Here is a 17682-nt window from a genome sequence, read left to right as displayed (position 1 = left end):
TGGATGGTTTGTGCGGTCGTTTCGTTTTTTGCCCCATCGTCAGATTCTGCGACGATTATTTCACAGGTGGCGATCATCCCTGCGCAGTTGCTCATGACCATTGCCTTGCTGCGTTATATCTACACGTCCAAAGTGGTGAATGCGAATGTGATGATGACTGCCATCACGGTTTACATTTTTATTGCCGCCATGTTCACGCCGCTGTATGTCATTGTCAGCCGATTGGATGTGAATGCCTTCGTAGATAATGGATTGGGCGTCGCACCGCAGTGGCAGCAGTTGGTGTATTTTAGCTTTGTCACGCTCGCCACACTTGGTTATGGCGATGTGCTGCCGCTTAATGCGTGGGCGCGATCACTGGCGACGGTAGAGGGCATGCTGGGGGTGTTGTACATTGCTCTCATCATGGGAAGATTGATCGGGGTGTACTCTCAAGAAAGAGATTAAGAGCGAAGCGCCTGATCCAAATCCCAGAGAATATCTTCGATATCTTCCAAGCCAATGGAAAGGCGAATGAAATCCGGGCTGACGCCTGCGGCGGTTTGCTCTTCATCGGAGAGTTGGCTGTGGGTGGTGCTGGCAGGATGGATAGCAAGTGAGCGCGTGTCGCCAATGTTGGCGACGTGGCTGAAGAGTTGCAGGTTGTCGATGAATTTCGCGCCCGCTTCTCTGCCGCCCTTTACGCCGAATCCCATGACCGCACCTGTTCCAAGCGGAAGATATTTTTTTGCACGTTCATGATGTGGGTGACTGGCAAGACCTGCGTACGAGACCCGTTTTACATTGGGATGACTTTCAAGAAATTCGGCGACCTGTTGTGCATTTTGCACATGACGTTCCATGCGCAGGGAGAGGGTATCGAGTCCTTGCAGGAGGAACCATGAAGCGATGGGTTGTTGCACGGTGCCGAAATCACGCAGGATGCCTGAACGCGCTTTGGAGATAAACGCCAGCGGACCAAAGTCATCGGCGTAGACAACGTCATGGTAGGGCAGGATCAGGCTCGGTGAAGTTTTGAAGCGCCCGCTCTTCCTCCAATTGAACTTGCCGCCGTCCACGATGATTCCACCCATGGTGGTGCCGTGCCCGCCGATGAATTTCGTCGTAGAGTGGGTGATGATGTCCGCGCCCCATTCGAAGGGACGACAGAGATATGGCGTGGCGAAGGTGTTGTCGATCATCAGCGGGATGCCGTGCTCGTGTGCGATTTTGGAAACTTCGTCGAAGGGGAAGATGTTGCCGAGCGGGTTGCTGATGGTTTCGCCGTAGATTATTTTTGTGTTCGGCTGAATGGCGCGGCGGAAATTTTCTGGATCGTTGGGGTCAACCAATGTGACCTTGATGCCGAGTTTCGGAAATGTAGATTTGAATTGTGTGACCGTGCCGCCATACAGTGTGGATGTGGAAACGATGTGGTCGCCCGCTTCGCAAATGGTGAGGATGGCAGTGGCTTGCGCCGCATGACCTGAACCAACTTCCACGGCGCCAACTCCGCCTTCGAGGGATGTAATGCGTTTCTCAAAGACGTTACTCGTGGGGTTCGAGATGCGCGTGTAAATGTTGCCGCTCTCTTGTAGCGCAAAGAGTCTCGCGGCGCGGTCTGTGCTTTGCAGGTCGTAGGCAGTGGTTTGATAGATGGGAACGGCGCGGCTGCCTGTGGCTGGGTCGGGAGTGTAGCCTTCGTGCAGTTGACGTGTGTTGAATCCGAACTTGCGGGGTGAGGTCATTTATTTCTCTTGGGGATTTCATTCGGGTCGAACGGTGTGGACTGATAGACATAATAGTTCAGCCAGTTCGCGTATAGCAAGTTGGCATGCCCGCGCCAGCGGACGTTGGGCATTTTGCTCGGGTCGTCGTTGGGATAATAATTTTTCGGCACGTGAATGGGCAGACCTTTATTCACGTCGCGGTCGTATTCGCCTTTGAGGGTGAGCGGGTCATATTCAGAGTGCCCCGTGATGTAAAGATTGCGTCCGTCTTTGTCACTGACGATGTACACGCCTGCATCCTCTGATTCAGCAAGGATCTGTAACTCGGAATGCTTCTCAATATCTTCGCGGCGGATTTCGGTGTGACGGGAGTGCGGGGCGAGGAAAATGTCATCGAAGCCGCGCATCAGGCTTTCGGTCCGATTTAAGAGACGGTGCTCAAAGACACCGAACATCTTGCGGGGCAGGTCGTATTTTGGGATCCCGTATTTGTGATACAAGCCCGCTTGCGCTCCCCAGCAAATGTGAAATGTGGATTCAACATTCGTCTCCGACCAGTCCATGATGCGTTTGAGTTCCTGCCAGTAATCCACATCTTCGAAGGGCATTTGTTCCACAGGCGCGCCAGTGATGATGAGACCATCGAATTTTTGATCCTTCACATCATCGAAAGTCACATAATGCTCAAGCAAGTGATCGGCATCGGTGTTCTTGGATTCATGCGTGGCGGTGTTGAGTAAAGTGACTTCCACCTGTAATGCCGAATTGGAAAGCAGGCGCAGGATCTGTGTTTCAGTAGAAATCTTGGTAGGCATCAAGTTCAGAATGGCAACACGCAAAGCGCGGATGTCCTGATGAATGGCACGGTCTTCGTCCATGATGAAGATGTTCTCGTTTTCGAGAGTGGTACGAGCGGGAAGGGTGGTTGGAATTTTTACGGGCATAAAGGATGAATTATGAAGGATGAAGGATGAGGACAAAGGACAAAATTTCATCCTTCATCCTTCCGCCTTCATCCTTATGAATTTAAGGCCTGCTCCAGATCCCACTTGATGTCTTCGAAGTCTTCGAGACCAATGCTCAAGCGGATGAAATCGGGGCTGACGCCAGCGGAGACTTGTTGCTCGTCACTGAGCTGGCTGTGCGTCGTGGTGGCGGGGTGAATGGCGAGACTGCGCGCATCACCGACGTTGGCGAGGTGGCTGAAGAGTTGCAGGCTTTCGATGAATTTCTTGCCTGCTTCTGCGCCGCCTTTGATGCCAAATCCGAGAATTGCGCCTGCGCCCTTGGGAAGATACTTCTTGGCGCGAGCGTAATCGGGGTGGCTCTTGAGGCCAGGGTATTTGACCCAGCTAACTTTGGGATGAGCCTCAAGATATTCGGCAACAGCTTGCGTGTTCTGCACGTGACGGTCAATGCGCAGGTTGAGGGTTTCGAGTCCGAGCAGGGTCTGCCATGCGTTGAACGGAGATTGGCAGGCGCCGAGATCGCGCAGAACTTGCACGCGCGCTTTGATCGCAAATGGGGGAAGTCCCGCCGCGGCGATGGAGGAATATACGAGTCCATGATACGAAGGATCGGGCGTGTTGAAATTCTCGAACTTGCCGTTGCTCCAATCGTAGTTGCCGCCGTCCACGATGATGCCGCCAATGGATGTGCCGTTGCCTGTGATGAACTTGGTGGTCGAGTGGGTGATGACGTGCGCGCCATATTCGAACGGGCGGAAAAGATACGGAGTGGCAAAGGTGTTGTCGATGAACAAGATCAGTTTGTGCTTGTTCGCGATCTCGGATACTTCTTCAAACGGGAAGACGGAAATATCGGGGTTGCCGAGAGTCTCACCGTAAATAATTTTCGTGTTCGGCTGAATGGCCGCTTCAAAATTCTTCGGGTCGCTTGGGTCAACAAAAGTGACATTGATCCCCAGCTTGGGCAGGGTGTAGGCGAACTGGTTGTACGTGCCGCCATACAAACGGGATGACGAAACGATATGGTCGCCTGCGCTGCACAAAGTGAAAATTGCCTGTGCCTGTGCGGCATGTCCAGAGCTTGCGGCCAGAGCGGCAACGCCGCCTTCGAGTGCGGCAATGCGCTGTTCAAGCACATCGGTGGTCGGGTTCATCAAGCGGGTGTAAATATTTCCCAGCTCTTTGAGCGCGAACAAATTTGCGGCATGTTCAGTGTTCTTGAACTGATAGCTCGTTGTTTGGTACAACGGCACGGCGCGGCTGCCAGTGGTGGCATCTGGTGAATAGCCCGCATGTAACTGGCGGGTTGCGAAACCTAACTTGCGATCTTTGATTGTGGACATTTGAGTTATCTCCTCTTGAATAATGTTTACCCGCCCTTCAGAAGAGATTAAAAAAAAAAATAACCTCTTCTGAAAGTACAAGAAGAGGTATACGTCTATACCGTCCTCTCATCTTCCAGATATGAATGACGTTTTGCTGTCATTCCTATTTGCCGAATTTGGCACCATAACTTTTGTTTGGTTGCCGAAGCTTCAAAGGGTCGGTCCCTCAGCTTCTCTGGATAAGAGCGAATATTTAATTTCGCCGTTTATATCACGGCGTTTGTGAATGTGTCAAGCGATTGAACAGATTAACGTGTTACCCGTTTGGGTACTCTTTATAAAAGATTTTCATTCACAAGCAGCTCCGCATTGTAAATGGATGCACCCGCCGCGCCGCGAATCGTGTTGTGTGAAAGTACAACGAATTTAAGATCAAGGATTGGATCGCGCCTCACGCGGCCGACTACTGTCGTCATGCCTTTGCCTGTTAATCGGTCGAGTCTTGGCTGGGGCCTATCCGCCTCATCCTTAACCTCGATAACTGGTTTGGGCGTCGAAGGCAGATTCCTCGCTGACGGTTTTGCGGCATAGTCGCGTAACGCTTGAATCGCAACTTCTGGCTCAACGGGTTTGTCCAATGCCACGCTCGCACAGACGGTGTGACCATCGATCACAGCCACGCGATTTGTGTGCGCGCTGAATGTGATATTTGCCATATCAATTTTGCTTTCGTTGAATTTGCCCAGCATCTTGCGCGGTTCCCATTCCACTTTTTCTTCTTCGCCGCCATTGCCCACGTTGGGGATGACATTGTCCATGATGTCGAGCGATGGCACGCCAGGGTAGCCCGCGCCCGAAAGCGCCTGTAACGAAACCATGAATACTTTCTTCACGCCAAAGGACTCATCCAATGCCTTGAGCGCAATTGTGAGTCCTGTGCTCGTGCAATTGGGATTCGTGACAATGCATCCGCTCCAGCCGTTGTTCTTGCGCTGCTGCTTGACCAGTTGAATATGCTCCGCGTTGATCTCAGGCAGCAGCAACGGCACATCCTCTCCGCGCCGATACGATGACGCATTTGAGCAGACTGCCGCGCCTGCTTTTGCGAAGGCGGGTTCGAGTTCATTCGCGATTTCTGTGTGCAAAGCAGAGAAAACGATCTTCGCTTGCACCGCATCCGTATTGGCAGGGACAACGATCATATCCCGCGCATACGCAGGCATGGGGTCATCCAACACCCAGCGGGCGGCTTTGGAATACGGCTGCCCAACGGAACGGTCTGATGCGGCGAGTGCCACCACCTTGAACCACGGATGATTATCGAGCAAAGAAATAAATCGCTGGCCGACAGAACCTGTCGCGCCGAGAATTGCTACGGGGATTTGAGATTGGGACATGCGGACTCCTAGTGTTTGAAAGTTTGAATGTTTAAAGGTTTGAAGGTTTTGTAACGTTCTAACGTGCAAACTTGTTAACTTGCAACAATAAGTTCATGCAACGCCTTGACCGCATTTTCCGTATCCACTGCATCAACAACGAGAGAGATGGATACTTCGGATGAGCCCTGCGCAATGGCGAGGACGTTCACGCCGTCATTGCCGAGTTTGCTGAACACTCTGCCCGAAACCCCAGGTGTGTGACGCATCCCTGCGCCGACGACTGTGATGATGGATACATCTTCTGTGGCCCAGACGCGGTCGATGTCATCGTCTTCGATTTCAACGGCGAAGGCTTTTTCAAGAGATGATAATACAGTAGGGGCGAGCTCCGAAGGTACCGCAAAACAAATGGATTGTTCTGACGACGCTTGCGTGATGAGAGGAACGCTTGTGCCTGTGGAGGCTACCGCTCCAAACGCGCGCGCCGCCACACCAGGGACACCCAGCATACCGCGACCTTCAATGGTGATCAGTCTCTGCTTGCGGATAGCCGTCACAGCTTTGATGACTTTGCCTTCCACTTTGCCGTTGCTTTTGATGCTGGCGATCAGCCGCGTGCCGGGGTGACTGGGATTGAACGTGTTGCAAATGCGCAATCCAATTCCTGCATCCAGCACAGGACGGATGGTTTTGGGATGCAGAACTTTCGCGCCATAATAAGCAAGTTCTGCGATTTCGCTGTAGTTGATCTCAGGCAGCGTCACCGCTTCTGGCACAATGCGCGGATCGGTGGTCATCACGCCGTCCACATCCGTCCAGATCCAGACATCGTCAGCGGGGAGGACAGCGCCGATGATGGCGGCAGAATAGTCCGAGCCGCCGCGCCCGAGCGTGGTGATTGCGCCTTCGGGGGTTGCGCCGATAAAACCAGTTGTGATCGGGATAATTCCTTCGTCCATTAATGGATTTAATAGCCCCGTGTTTTTCGGTTGTTGCTTTGAAATCGGGATGTGCATTTTGGTAATGCGCGTTGGTGACCACGAACTCGGTGGATACAATGGCTTTCGCTTTTATCTCCAGCATCATTCACGACCGCACCCAACAAGTAGACACTCATTCGTTCTCCGAGCGATGCCACCGCATCCATTGCCCGTGGACTGGCTTCGCCAAGTACGGCGATCGCCTTGCACAGATCTACAAGTGTGAGGATGAGCGCATTGATCTCGGATTTTGTTTGCTCGCGAAGTTCTTCATCTTTGATAAGTGCGTCTGCGGCGGCGAAGTGTTTTTCTCTCAGCGTGGATTCTGCTGCTGGAAGTGAATCAACTTTCCCGTGCGAAGCGGAGGCGGCAGAGTCCAATAGCAGATTCGTCACGCCAGACATGGCAGATGTCACAACGACGACTCGATCCCAATCCTTTTTTGCATCACGAATGATCTGTATGGCGCTTTTCAACGCATCCGCTGAACCGACGGATGTTCCTCCAAATTTCATGACGAGCGTTTGTTTTTCTGACATGTTCTTCTCCTTTATGTTTTCCTCTCCCCTCGGGAGAGGGGCAGGGTGAGGTCAAGATAACAAAAACGCCCCGCGTTTCCGCGAGGCGTTGTGTGTTTCGAGATAACCTGTTTTGTCGGTTACTTCTATCCAAGCACTAACGCCTCGCGGTGGGTACCGGAGGTGGTAGTGGTCATGGTCATGTAGAAGTGGGCCGAGTTCATATTGGGCGGTATTCTATGCGATGGAGTGTGATTGGTCAAGGGTGAAATTGCACTTGTAAGAAATTCCATGCCGCGATGGTCAATATGATAGGCACGATGGCCAAAAAGATTTTTTTGTGTCATAATGTGTCAGTCGCATGTATCCAAAGGAACGTGACGGCGAAAAAATCAATCAAGCCGAAATCGCGTGCATATCAGGGGCGCGAGCACGCAAACCGGACTCTACCTTTATCGGAGGGTACCATGTCAACTGTTACACCAGTCTCAACCAGCACGTCACGTAAAAAGGTGACCACGCTTACGTTCCGTCAAAAAAAGGAACGCGGCGAACCGATCACCATGCTTACCGCTTATGACTATCCCACTGCAATGGCGATGGACAGGGCGGGTATTGATTCCATCCTCGTGGGTGATTCGCTTGCGATGGTGGTATTGGGCTACGAAAATACATTACCCGTTACGATGGAAGAAATGCTTCATCACGCGCGGGCTGTGGCTCGCGGCGCGAAATCAGCTTTGCTTGTCGGTGACATGCCATTCATGTCATATCAGGTTTCAGCAGAGGAAGCGCTTCGAAATGCGGGCCGCTTTACAACAGGGCGGTATGGATGCGGTCAAACTTGAAGGCGGGCGCGAACGTGCCGATGCTGTCCGCGCGATCGTTGGCGCGGGTATTCCTGTGATGGGGCATATCGGCCTTACGCCGCAATCTGTACATCAGCTTGGCGGATTCCGCGCACAGGGCAAAACTGCTTCTGCGGCGAAACGTCTGCTTGAAGATGCAAAAATTTTGGAAGATGCTGGCGCATTCAGCATCGTGCTCGAATCGGTTCCTGCGCGGCTTGCTGAAGTGATTTCCAAACAAATTTCAATTCCAACCATCGGCATCGGCGCAGGCGTGGGCTGTGACGGTCAGGTGCTGGTCACGCATGACCTGCTTGGGTTGTTCGACCGCTTCACGCCGAAGTTCGTCAAGCAATATGCAAACTTCCACGCGGAGATGAACAAGGCGTTTACAGAATATGTAGACGATGTCGAAACAAAACGATTCCCTGCGGTTGAACACACAGTTGAAATGACTGATGAAGAGTGGCATGCATTTCAGGAAGAGATCAAATGAAACAGGATATTCTTCTGGTTGGCACAGGTGCGCTCGCCACACTCTTTGCGGCGCGGTTGAGCGAAGCGGGTCACGGTGTGCATATGCTGGGCACCTGGAAAAAGGGACTTGCCGAATTGAAACAGCGCGGCGCGCGAATGGTGGACGCAAATGGGAACGAGCGCGCGTTTCAAGTCCACGCCACGGATGATCCGCGCGAGGTGGGCGGCGCAAAGTTTGCGATCGTCCTCGTCAAATCATGGCAGACCGCGCGCGTGGCGAGACAGTTGAAAGAATCCCTTGCGTTGGATGGACATGCGCTCACGCTTCAAAATGGACTCGGTAATCTCGAAACGCTCGCACTGGACTTGGGAATGGGTCGGGTTTCAATGGGCGTGACCACCACTGGAGCAACGTTGGTTGGTCGGGCTTGGTGAGAGCAGGCGGAGAGGAGTCATCTCTATTGAGCAGAATCAGGCTCTCGGTCCGTTGGAAACGGCTCTTCGTTCGTCCAATTTCAACTTGCAGATCGTTGCTGATGCGCAATCTTTGATTTGGGGCAAACTCGTCATCAACGCGGCCATCAACCCGTTGACCGCGCTGCTGCAAGTGCCAAACGGTGAATTGCTTTCGCACCCCAAGGCCCGCAGAATGATGGGCGAGCTGGCGCGCGAAACTGCCGAAGTCGCCGAGGCGGAGCATGTTGATCTGCCGTTCAGCAACCCTGTCAGCGCCGCCGAGGATGTGGCGCGCAAAACGGCGACAGATCTTTCGTCCATGTTTCAAGATGTGCGGCGCGGCGCACCGACCGAGATCGACGCAATTTGCGGCGCGGTGATGAAAATGGGACAAAAGCACGGCATCCGCACGCCATATAACAAAGCCTGCTGGACAATGGTGCGGGCTTCGGTGAGCCATGCTTTGAACTAATAAGGTGTTGCACCCCGATAAAAAGGGTGACTTTCATCCATAATAGTTTGTGATTTCGTTTCTGTCCGCTGTTTCTTGCGCATGGTAAGATAAAAGAAACTCTTATTGTTGGAGGTTTCTTCCATGCGCAAGTTTCTGTACCTAATAATATTGGGGATTCTTTTTGTATTCCCAGCTTCTGCCTTTGCCCAATCAGATCTCAAACTCGCAAATGTAAGCGTACAGCTGTGGCCTGAATATGACCAACCCAGCATGCTGGTCATCACCGATTTTGAAGTGCCCGCCATCACCGCTTTGCCGGTGAGCGTCACATTCCGCATTCCCAAGGATGCGAATCTGATCGCCGTGGCCACTTACTCGGCAGATGGCGCTCTTACCAACGCCATATTCGAAGGCCCGAAAGATGATGGCTATCCACCTCGCTGGCCAGCGGCGAACAATTCACATTGAGTCTTGATTACGAAAAGACCACCGATACGCTAATCGTCGATACACAGGGCGTACAGCCCTCCGCGCCCGTGGATGAAAACACCCCTGGCCGTGTCTCGTTGAGTAATTCCCTTCCTTACATTATCGGTGGGCTGGGTGTGATCATGATCGTAGGCGGAGTTATGTATTACTGGCAGTCAGGCCGTCGTTCAGCCGGTGGTAAATCACGGCGTCGTTCCCGTGCTCATTCAGAAGAGCAAGATGGCGGCGAAGAGAAGTACTGTCCGCAGTGCGGGGAGCGTTCAAAAGCAGGTGACCGTTTCTGCCGAACCTGCGGCGCAAGATTACGGCATCAGGAAGAATGACCCACGAGACCCTGAAGGTTTTTTCAAAGAACCTTTAGGGTCTTGTACATAAAAACATATGAACCAGGATCCTTTGATTGTCATCTACTTTGTGTACGGCCTTGCGTTTTTCAGCATGGGCTTGTTGGTGGCAATGGAAGGCGGACGTTCCACCGATGCGCGTTTGCGCATGGCACTGCGTCCGCTGGCGGGGTTTGGGCTTGTCCACGCGGCGCATGAATGGATGGAAATGTTCAATGTCATGGGGCATTTCAATAAGATCGTTTCGGCAATTTACCCGCTGGTTGCTTTATCGATTTTAGCTTTCTCTTTTCTGTCGCTGGCCGCATTTGGCGCGTATCTTGTATTGGGGAGTGAATCGACCTGGCGGGTGAGTCTCATCATTCCGCTTGCACTGGAAGCCATCTGGGTCTACGGCCTGCTGACTTTCAAGGGCATTTATCCCATTGAAGACATGTACGTCATTGCCGATGTGTGGACTCGGTATTCCATCGCCATCCCTGCGGGGCTGTTGGCGGCGGCCGGGCTTGTGGTGCAGCAGCGTGCGTTTCGCCGCGCCGGGCTGGTCAGCTTTGGGCGCGACAGTCTGTGGGCTTCGGTTGCATTCGGTTGGTATAGCCTTGTGGGGCAGATCTTTACCGCGCCGAGTCATCTGGCTCCATCCACTTTTTTGAATTCAACATTATTTCTCGATATCTTTGGGTTTCCCGTTCAGTTATTGCGCGCTGTCACCGCCATGTTTGCCTCGGTGTTCGTCATTCGTTTCTTACGCGCCTTCCAGGTGGAAAGCGATCACAAGATCGCCGAACTGCAGGAAGCGCGCTTGCACGAGTCTCAAAACCGTGAACAATTACGCGGAGAATTATTCCGCAAGGTGGTGGGAGCTCAGGAATCGGAACGTCAGCGCATTGCCCGTGATTTGCACGATGAAACGGGGCAGTCACTTACCGCCATCGGCATGGGCCTGCGCGGGCTTTCAGATGAAACCAACGAAAAGAAGAAGAATGCGACTCTGGGACAATTGCAATCCCTTACCTCGGACGCATTGAAGGAATTACAGCGCATCATTGCGGACCTTCGGCCTGCTCATCTCGATGATCTGGGCTTGTCCGCCACTTTGAGATGGTACGCTACGCGCGTCCATGAGTTGACTTCGATCCATGTGAGGATTGATATTGCCGGTGATGAACCCGTGCTCGACGATGCTGTGAAGATCACCATCTTCCGCATCATGCAGGAAGCACTGAACAACATCATCAAGCATGCTGATGCCACGAATGTAAATGTCCATTTGGATTATCACGAAAACAAGATCAAAATATTTATCCGCGATAACGGCCGCGGCTTCGATATGGATGCAGTGCAAAGCCGCATCGGGCGCACCTCCCTGGGGTTGGCGGGAATGGAGGAACGCGCCATGCTGTTGGGAGGCGCGGTGGATGTCCGCTCGCGCCCGAACTACGGTACGGAAGTTGAAGCGGTGATCCCTTATCATTTGAAAAAGGTGGAGGGCAGTTAAGTATGACACGTTTATTGTTGGTGGATGACCATGCTGTGGTCCGTTCGGGGTTGAAAATGTTGCTGAGCGGCCACGAAGAAATGGAAATTGTCGGTGAGGCAGGTTCTGCGGCAGAAGCAATGCTGGAGGCCGAGCGGACGAACCCCGATGTCATTCTCATGGATATTGGGCTGCCCGATAAAACGGGCATCGAAGCCACGCGCGACATTAAAAAGAAATTCCCCGATGTGAAGATCGTGGCCTTGACCATTCACGAAGACGAGGAATATTTCTTCCAGATGCTTGATGCGGGCGCTTCAGGGTATGTGCCCAAGCGCGCCGCGCCTGATGAGTTGATCACAGCCATTCGCGCGGCGGCTGCGGGAGAGGTGTATTTATATCCCTCCATGGCAAAACTGCTTGTGCGCGATTACCTGAATGCCGAGCGCCCCGCCGAGGAAAAGCTGAACCTTGATGGCTTGACCGATCGTGAACGTGAAGTACTTACTCATTTGGCCGAAGGCGCAGGGAATGATGAGATTGCTGAGGCCCTCGTTATCAGCCCGAAGACCGTGGAACGTCACCGCGAAAATATCATGCGGAAACTGAATTTGCATTCCCGCTCCGAATTGGTCCGATACGCGATTCGCAAGGGGATTATCAAGGCGTGATGTTTTGATCTCCTGAAAACTGTCTGCTCTATAGAAATTATTTGTCTTGAAACCAATGCAGCTTCCCTGACCTGAATTGTCGGGTTCAACGACAGGCCACCCATTCATGGGTGGCCTGTCGTTTTTAAGTGGGGAGAATCCCCCATGAGGGTGGGGAATGTGTGGGGTGTTGTCCACAGGTTTGGGGTGGGAAAGATGCGTGAGTCCTGCATCCAAGATGGGGGGCGAGCCGAATTTACTTTCCTTTAATGTAAGCGTATCCTGTAGTCAAGATAAAGATAAAGAAACAGAAAGGAGAATGCCATGAACGGTTCAGAAATCATCTTATTGCTCTTCGTCGTCCGCCTCGTGATCCCGTTTGGAGTGCTGTTGCTGGTTGGCGAATGGCTCCGTCGTAAAGAATCCAATTACTGGCTTAAATGAGGTTGCTATGAATACCACACTTGCTTTTGTTATAGGCGTTTTTCTCCGCTTGATCGTGCCGTTGACTGTGACCGCCCTGGTCGTTTTTTTGCTTCACAGGCTGGATGTACGCTGGCAGGCGGAAGCCGAGAAGGAACGCGCTGCGCTGGTAAAAAACAATATGCCGTGCTGGAAGGAAGAAGGTCTTTCCATCGACGAGATCATGGTGCGTGCCGCCAAAGATGAACAGCCCTGCTGGCAGACTCATCGTTTGGCGAACGGGTATTTGCGGGAAGCCTGCCTCGATTGTGAGGTTTTCCTTGCCGCACCCGCGCCCGCTGCCAAACATATCAATGCCCACGTTTAATAAGGAGATGTAAAAATGTTTTCGCGTTTCGAGAAAGCCCTGATTGCCTTGATGTTCGCCCTCGTGTTTGCGGGCGTAACCCTTGTTGCTGTTTCCGCACAGGATGTGACTCCTCCCCCTGCCCAGGAGGAAAATGGTGACTGCGCCGAATGCCACGAAGACTCGCAAATGAGCTGGCAGAACGGCCCGCACGGAAACGCCAAGTCTGATCCGATTTTCGTGGCAGCCTGGACGGAACAAGGCCAACCCGGTGCCTGTCTGACCTGTCACGTGACAGGCTACGATGAAGCCACCGGTACCTGGAAGGAAGACGGCGTGACCTGCGCAGCCTGCCATAAGGATGAAGGCGGCGATCACCCGAAGACCTCCATGACCGTGGACCCCACTTCCAATACCTGCGGCACATGCCACACCGATACCCGCTTTATTGCTGAAGAATCCTGGCAGGGCAGCGCCCACTACCAGAACGGCATGGACTGCTCCTCCTGCCATGACCCCCACAACGCTTCCTTGAAGATCACGATCGATTTGAAAGATCCGAATGCTGTCAATGATGCCTCCCGCTTGTGCATTAGCTGCCATGAAGAAGCCAGCATGAACTTCCCGTATTCGACGCACAGCCAGCAGGATATTACCTGTATCGACTGCCACCTTGAACATTTGGAAAACTCCAACAAAGAGATCCACTCAGTTCCCGATCATTCATTCAAGGCCAGTATCAAGACCTGCACCACCTGCCATGCAGAGCAAATGCATGCAGCCGGCGATGTGGCTTCGACCAAGGAAGTTTCCAGTATTTCAGTAACGGAACCTACCGCTGAGCCGACCCCCGCAGTAGAAATGTCCTCCATCATGCCTGAACCGACTCCTGTTTCCCCGATCGGTTACGCAGGTTTGGCCGCTCTAATCGGTCTTGCCGCTGGCATGGTTCTTGCTCCCTGGCTTGAGCGCTGGTATCGCCTGATCGTGAAAAATCAGAGGAGACCCACCATGACTGAGAATAATTTCAATCGTCGTGATTTCATCAAGCTCTCTGCTGTTGGACTCGCAGTAGCGGCTGGAACACGTATCATCCAGGAAGCGGGAGCTTCCGGTGCCGCAAAGGGCGAACATCAGTGGGTGATGGTGATTGACCAATCCAAATGCACAGGTTGTGATCAATGCAATCTGGCCTGCCATGCCCATAACGACATCAATCCCGAATTGCAATGGACAAAGGTTCTCGATGCGGGCGAACTCAATGGCGAAAAGGTGTACCTGCCCCGCCCATGTATGCAATGTGAACATGCTCCATGTGTGGAAGTCTGCCCTGTGGGCGCCTCCTACTACCGTGATGACGGTATCGTGATGATGGACTACGACAAATGCATCGGCTGCCGCTATTGCATGGTCGCCTGCCCGTACGATGCGCGCGTCTTCAACTGGAAGGAATTTACCGGGGAAAACCCCGCCGTGCCCGAATGGGGCGAACCCGAGGTGGATCGTCGTCCGCGCGGTGTGCCGGAGAAATGTTCCTTCTGCTACAACCGTATCGATCGCGGCATGTCTGTTGGTCTCGTCCCTGGTGTGGATGCGGAAGCAACCCCGGCCTGCGTGGTCACCTGCCCGACGGGCGCTCGCATTTTCGGCGATCTGAATGACCCTCATTCGAATGTCAGCCTGGTCTTGAAGAAGCACCCGTCCTATCGTCTGCGCGAAAACCTGGGAACCAATCCACGTGTTTATTACCTGCCCGTAAGAGAAGACGGCGTTGTGGAGAACTAACATGAAAACCATCTTTAAAACCATTCGCGAAAATATCTTCACCCCTTGGGGTTTGTGGCTGAGCTTTCTCGGTGTGCTATTGGCTACAGCGCTGGTGGCAGGCCTCTCGGTCTTCTGGTTCGGCCTTTCCATCACCAACCTCACCGACATCGTCCCTTGGGGTCTGTGGATCACGATCGACCTTTCCTCCATTGCCGTGGCGGCAGGTGCATTCAGCCTTTGCGCGATCGTCTATCTCTTTGGTTTCAAACGCTATGAGCCCATTGCGCGCACAGCCACCTTCATCGGCTTCACGGGGTACAGCATGGCCATGATGGCTCTTCTGCTCGACATTGGCCGCCCCGACCGTTTCTGGAAATCCTTTGTGTATTGGAATACACACTCCCTGCTTTGGGAAGTGACCATGTGCGTGGGCCTGTACTTTACGGTGCTCGTCTTTGAAGTGATGCCCATCGTGGCCTCCTTTGAATGGCTGCGCAAGAAATTCCCGCGCATTGCCGAAAAGATGGAACACATGCATCATTATGCTCCCGTGCTTGCCATCCTCGGCTTGGGTCTTTCGAGCCTGCATCAATCTTCCCTTGGCGCAGTGTACGGCGTCATCAAAGCACGCCCCATTTGGTATAAGCCTGAGATGTCTGTCATGTTTATGTTCACGGCCATCCTCGGCGGTGTTGCACTGACCCTTTTCGCCTCGATGCTGGCCGCCCGCCTAACCCCAAAAGCCAAAGTGAATGACATCCTTGTTGAGCGTGTCTCACAGGTCCTCGGTTATATGATGATCGCGTATCTGTACTGGCGCTTCTGGGATTGGCTGGCCCAAACCTATACCTACGAACCTGGACGAACCGAAGCCTTCAAATTGCTCACCAGCGGGACTCTCTCCTTCAACTTCTGGTTCGGCGAGATGTTATTCGGCGCGCTCATCCCGACCATCATCCTGCTCTACAAACCCACACGTTTATCTCCCTTCTGGCGGATGCTTGGCCTGGCGATGATCGTGGGCGGCGTGGTTGCCTTCCGTTTCGATACGAATATCGTCGGTTTCCTCACCGTCATTTCCTACCTGCCCGGCGAAGCCATGATTTCCTATACCTCCTACTCACCGTCTCTGGTTGAATGGGCGGCTGGGCTTGGAATCATTGCCTTTGGCCTGCTGGCTTTCTCCATCGGTGTGAAGTATCTGCGGGTGGTGGATCACCGCCTGACCAGCGAAGAGTATGAAACCGTTCATGTCATGGCTGATGATGCTATAAAAGCATAATCTGGGTGCGTTCGCACTCGTGGAAACAAAAAAGAGTCATCCAAACGGATGACTCTTTTTTGTTTATCTGTTTGTCTAGTTTTCGGGTGTGCCCGCAATGATCCAGTTGATCACATTAGTCAGCTCATCGAGGGTGAAATTCGCGAAGTGGTCAACCGACTGGACTTGAACGAGCAGGCTGTTCGTGGGATCGTTGGCGATGATCACCGGGCCGTTCTCGCTGCCCTTCATAATGGCGGCATATGTGGAAAGGTCAAGGCCTTCAGGAGCCGCATCGCCTTCGGTATGGCATCCCGTGCACTTGACGGTGAATAACGTCCCGATGTAGTTTTCGTAGGTCGGTTCACCGGTCAACACGGGCACTTCCAATGCGGGTTCTGGCGGAGGCAGCTGGCTCTTGATGATCTCGCGCAGGGCAGGAGCATCAAAGCCCGCGTAAGTGAATACGTTTCCGTGGCAGGCGCTGTTGGAACAGAACGAGGTGTTGCTTGTGCCGCCCGGGTCTTTTGTATTGTGGCAGTTCGAACAGGATGGACCCAGCGTCTGATTATGCATGCTGATCCAGTTCGGGTTGAGATGGGTCTCGGGCTCGGGTCCGCGGCTGATCTCAATGCGGGTGACGAAGTCATCGGCATTGGCGGTCACAGGGATCGCATGACACCCATTACACTCCAAGCGTATTGCCTCATTTTCAGCATTTAGATGTTTGCCGTCGTGGCAGCGGAAACAGCCGGGCGCATCGATGTGGCCGAGATTGTTTGGGTAGGTCTCCCAGTCAATCTTCTGGTCATGGAAGACGGTGCGGTCGTAAATGGCCTGAATTTCAACGATGGCCTGTTGGATCTTTTCGCCGTTCTGGCTGTATACATCGAATAGGTTGCGTTTGTACTCTTCTTCAATATCGGCGATGGCTTTTACCGCTTCATCACGTGTCGCATATTTCGTGGTGAGCGCTTCAACCGCCTTCTGTCGGATAAATGGAATGGACGGGTCAATCAGGCCGTTCGACATCGATTGATCCACAGATTTGGATGGTTCCTTGAAGTTGTGGGTCACACGGTTGTGGCAGGTCACGCAGTCCATTTGTTTGAGCTGGCTTTCGTCAATGGTAGACGGATCGAAACCCGATTCAACATCGGTATATTCGGTGAAGGTACCGTCGTCGTTATACACGCGCACGTAAGGAATGGTCTGGCTTAGTTCATCGTCGGAATAGTACTGAACCTTGCTTGTAATATGCCAGTGGATACCGCGTGCGTTTCCCTCACGGGCATCCCCGCCGCCGGTCTTCATGATCAGGTATACGCTTGAAGCGGTATTCTCGCGATCGCTGGCGAAATGATTGATCTGGCGCAGGCTGTCATCGGAGAAGGTTTCAGGGCGATGGCATTTTTCACAGGTATCGAGGGAGGGGCGCAGGGCCTTTGCACGGATAGGGTACTCGTAAAGCTTGAATACCTCATAGTAGGTTTCCTTAATGCCCTGGGTCTTGCGCATGGCCTGGTCCATGAAGGAGGCGCGGCCGATATGGCATTCTTCGCAGGTAACATTCGCATGCGGAGACTCTTTATAAACTACATCCTGTGGCGGCATGGTATGACAAGCCGTGCCGCAGAACTCAGGCGAGTTTGTATATTCCCAGGTGTGAATACCGCCGAATGTGACCCCAATGAAAAGAAGGATCAAAACCGCATATGGGAGAATCAGAACCCAGCCAGGAGAGCCGGGGGCGGGATGAAAAAATTTTGAAATCCGTTCGCGTAGCTTCATTGTTCCTCCAAAAAATCGGA

At 53.0% G+C, this 17682-nt stretch carries 17 protein-coding genes, 1 pseudogene and 1 riboswitch; of the genes and pseudogenes, 11 read left to right on the top strand and 7 right to left on the bottom strand.

Annotation, left to right across the window (positions count from 1 at the left end; translation table 11 throughout):
* Positions 1 to 3: 3 nt before the first annotated feature.
* Positions 4 to 447 (top strand): potassium channel family protein, encoded by a 444-nt coding sequence (locus tag IPI86_RS18695; RefSeq protein WP_345299527.1) that lies wholly within the window; start codon positions 4 to 6, stop codon positions 445 to 447.
* Here IPI86_RS18695 and IPI86_RS18690 read toward each other — a convergent pair.
* The 6 genes from IPI86_RS18690 to IPI86_RS18665 all read right to left on the bottom strand — a co-directional run bounded on the left by IPI86_RS18690 (position 444) and on the right by IPI86_RS18665 (position 6900).
* Positions 444 to 1727 (bottom strand): O-acetylhomoserine aminocarboxypropyltransferase/cysteine synthase family protein, encoded by a 1284-nt coding sequence (locus IPI86_RS18690; protein ID WP_345299526.1) that lies wholly within the window; start codon positions 1725 to 1727, stop codon positions 444 to 446. The genes IPI86_RS18695 and IPI86_RS18690 overlap by 4 nt on opposite strands.
* Positions 1724 to 2653: a homoserine O-succinyltransferase gene (gene metA, locus IPI86_RS18685; protein ID WP_345299557.1), complete on the bottom strand. Its 930-nt coding sequence runs from the start codon at positions 2651 to 2653 to the stop codon at positions 1724 to 1726. The genes IPI86_RS18690 and metA overlap by 4 nt, the downstream gene beginning before the upstream one ends.
* A 74-nt stretch (positions 2654 to 2727) precedes the next feature.
* Positions 2728 to 4020, bottom strand: a complete 1293-nt coding sequence (locus tag IPI86_RS18680) for an O-acetylhomoserine aminocarboxypropyltransferase/cysteine synthase family protein (protein ID WP_345299525.1) — start codon at positions 4018 to 4020, stop codon at positions 2728 to 2730.
* A gap of 105 nt (positions 4021 to 4125) precedes the next feature.
* Positions 4126 to 4248, bottom strand: a riboswitch (SAM riboswitch).
* A gap of 89 nt (positions 4249 to 4337) precedes the next feature.
* On the bottom strand, positions 4338 to 5399 hold the full coding sequence (gene asd, locus IPI86_RS18675) for an aspartate-semialdehyde dehydrogenase (protein ID WP_345299524.1): 1062 nt from the start codon (positions 5397 to 5399) through the stop codon (positions 4338 to 4340).
* A gap of 74 nt (positions 5400 to 5473) precedes the next feature.
* The gene (locus IPI86_RS18670) at positions 5474 to 6340 is read right to left on the bottom strand and encodes an aspartate kinase (RefSeq protein ID WP_345299523.1); all 867 of its coding nucleotides are present in this window, start codon (positions 6338 to 6340) and stop codon (positions 5474 to 5476) included.
* An 8-nt stretch (positions 6341 to 6348) separates the two neighbouring features.
* Complete coding sequence (locus IPI86_RS18665; RefSeq protein ID WP_345299522.1) at positions 6349 to 6900, bottom strand: hypothetical protein; 552 nt, start codon at positions 6898 to 6900, stop codon at positions 6349 to 6351.
* Positions 6901 to 7346: 446 nt separating this feature from the next.
* Between IPI86_RS18665 and panB the strand changes: the two are divergent.
* From panB to nrfD, 10 genes and pseudogenes are all read left to right on the top strand, one after another.
* Positions 7347 to 8223 (top strand): annotated as a pseudogene (panB, locus tag IPI86_RS18660) (3-methyl-2-oxobutanoate hydroxymethyltransferase).
* The gene (locus tag IPI86_RS18655; protein WP_345299521.1) at positions 8220 to 8639 is read left to right on the top strand and encodes a 2-dehydropantoate 2-reductase; all 420 of its coding nucleotides are present in this window, start codon (positions 8220 to 8222) and stop codon (positions 8637 to 8639) included. The pseudogene panB and the gene IPI86_RS18655 overlap by 4 nt, the downstream one beginning before the upstream one ends.
* On the top strand, positions 8623 to 9132 hold the full coding sequence (locus IPI86_RS18650) for a ketopantoate reductase C-terminal domain-containing protein (protein ID WP_345299520.1): 510 nt from the start codon (positions 8623 to 8625) through the stop codon (positions 9130 to 9132). Before IPI86_RS18655 ends, IPI86_RS18650 begins: the two co-directional genes overlap by 17 nt.
* A 123-nt stretch (positions 9133 to 9255) precedes the next feature.
* On the top strand, positions 9256 to 9582 hold the full coding sequence (locus IPI86_RS18645) for a hypothetical protein (protein ID WP_345299519.1): 327 nt from the start codon (positions 9256 to 9258) through the stop codon (positions 9580 to 9582).
* Positions 9579 to 9926, top strand: a complete 348-nt coding sequence (locus IPI86_RS18640) for a zinc ribbon domain-containing protein (RefSeq protein ID WP_345299518.1) — start codon at positions 9579 to 9581, stop codon at positions 9924 to 9926. The genes IPI86_RS18645 and IPI86_RS18640 overlap by 4 nt, the downstream gene beginning before the upstream one ends.
* Before the next feature lie 58 nt (positions 9927 to 9984).
* A complete protein-coding gene (locus IPI86_RS18635; protein ID WP_345299517.1) occupies positions 9985 to 11445 on the top strand; it encodes a sensor histidine kinase in 1461 nt (486 codons plus the stop codon).
* 2 nt (positions 11446 to 11447) lie between these two features.
* Positions 11448 to 12095 carry a response regulator transcription factor gene (locus tag IPI86_RS18630; protein WP_345299516.1) on the top strand — a complete coding sequence of 216 codons (648 nt, stop codon included), beginning with the start codon at positions 11448 to 11450 and terminating at the stop codon, positions 12093 to 12095.
* A gap of 430 nt (positions 12096 to 12525) precedes the next feature.
* On the top strand, positions 12526 to 12864 hold the full coding sequence (locus IPI86_RS18625) for a hypothetical protein (protein WP_345299515.1): 339 nt from the start codon (positions 12526 to 12528) through the stop codon (positions 12862 to 12864).
* A gap of 15 nt (positions 12865 to 12879) precedes the next feature.
* Positions 12880 to 14628, top strand: a complete 1749-nt coding sequence (gene dsrO, locus IPI86_RS18620; RefSeq protein WP_345299514.1) for a sulfate reduction electron transfer complex DsrMKJOP subunit DsrO — start codon at positions 12880 to 12882, stop codon at positions 14626 to 14628.
* 1 nt (position 14629) lies between these two features.
* On the top strand, positions 14630 to 15892 hold the full coding sequence (gene nrfD / locus IPI86_RS18615; RefSeq protein ID WP_345299513.1) for an NrfD/PsrC family molybdoenzyme membrane anchor subunit: 1263 nt from the start codon (positions 14630 to 14632) through the stop codon (positions 15890 to 15892).
* Positions 15893 to 15967: 75 nt separating this feature from the next.
* Here nrfD and IPI86_RS18610 read toward each other — a convergent pair whose 3' ends face one another.
* The gene (locus tag IPI86_RS18610; protein WP_345299512.1) at positions 15968 to 17662 is read right to left on the bottom strand and encodes a NapC/NirT family cytochrome c; all 1695 of its coding nucleotides are present in this window, start codon (positions 17660 to 17662) and stop codon (positions 15968 to 15970) included.
* Positions 17663 to 17682: the final 20 nt, after the last annotated feature.

It is taken from the genome of Candidatus Villigracilis affinis, assembly GCF_016705895.1.
Classification (GTDB): domain Bacteria; phylum Chloroflexota; class Anaerolineae; order Anaerolineales; family Villigracilaceae; genus Villigracilis; species Villigracilis affinis.
Note: the sequence above shows the minus strand (reverse complement) of the source record. Positions and strands in the feature narration are given on the sequence as shown.

Excerpts from the sequence above, each read along its gene's own strand:
- IPI86_RS18635 (WP_345299517.1), top strand. The coding sequence starts at position 9,985 with ATGAACCAGGATCCTTTGATTGTCATCTACTTTGTGTACGGCCTTGCG.
- IPI86_RS18655 (WP_345299521.1), top strand. The coding sequence starts at position 8,220 with ATGAAACAGGATATTCTTCTGGTTGGCACAGGTGCGCTCGCCACACTC.
- asd (WP_345299524.1), bottom strand. The coding sequence starts at position 5,399 with ATGTCCCAATCTCAAATCCCCGTAGCAATTCTCGGCGCGACAGGTTCT.
- IPI86_RS18630 (WP_345299516.1), top strand. The coding sequence starts at position 11,448 with ATGACACGTTTATTGTTGGTGGATGACCATGCTGTGGTCCGTTCGGGG.
- metA (WP_345299557.1), bottom strand. The coding sequence starts at position 2,653 with ATGCCCGTAAAAATTCCAACCACCCTTCCCGCTCGTACCACTCTCGAA.
- IPI86_RS18610 (WP_345299512.1), bottom strand. The coding sequence starts at position 17,662 with ATGAAGCTACGCGAACGGATTTCAAAATTTTTTCATCCCGCCCCCGGC.
- IPI86_RS18625 (WP_345299515.1), top strand. The coding sequence starts at position 12,526 with ATGAATACCACACTTGCTTTTGTTATAGGCGTTTTTCTCCGCTTGATC.
- IPI86_RS18690 (WP_345299526.1), bottom strand. The coding sequence starts at position 1,727 with ATGACCTCACCCCGCAAGTTCGGATTCAACACACGTCAACTGCACGAA.
- IPI86_RS18645 (WP_345299519.1), top strand. The coding sequence starts at position 9,256 with ATGCGCAAGTTTCTGTACCTAATAATATTGGGGATTCTTTTTGTATTC.
- IPI86_RS18665 (WP_345299522.1), bottom strand. The coding sequence starts at position 6,900 with ATGTCAGAAAAACAAACGCTCGTCATGAAATTTGGAGGAACATCCGTC.
- IPI86_RS18670 (WP_345299523.1), bottom strand. The coding sequence starts at position 6,340 with ATGGACGAAGGAATTATCCCGATCACAACTGGTTTTATCGGCGCAACC.
- IPI86_RS18695 (WP_345299527.1), top strand. The coding sequence starts at position 4 with ATGGTTTGTGCGGTCGTTTCGTTTTTTGCCCCATCGTCAGATTCTGCG.
- IPI86_RS18680 (WP_345299525.1), bottom strand. The coding sequence starts at position 4,020 with ATGTCCACAATCAAAGATCGCAAGTTAGGTTTCGCAACCCGCCAGTTA.
- dsrO (WP_345299514.1), top strand. The coding sequence starts at position 12,880 with ATGTTTTCGCGTTTCGAGAAAGCCCTGATTGCCTTGATGTTCGCCCTC.
- nrfD (WP_345299513.1), top strand. The coding sequence starts at position 14,630 with ATGAAAACCATCTTTAAAACCATTCGCGAAAATATCTTCACCCCTTGG.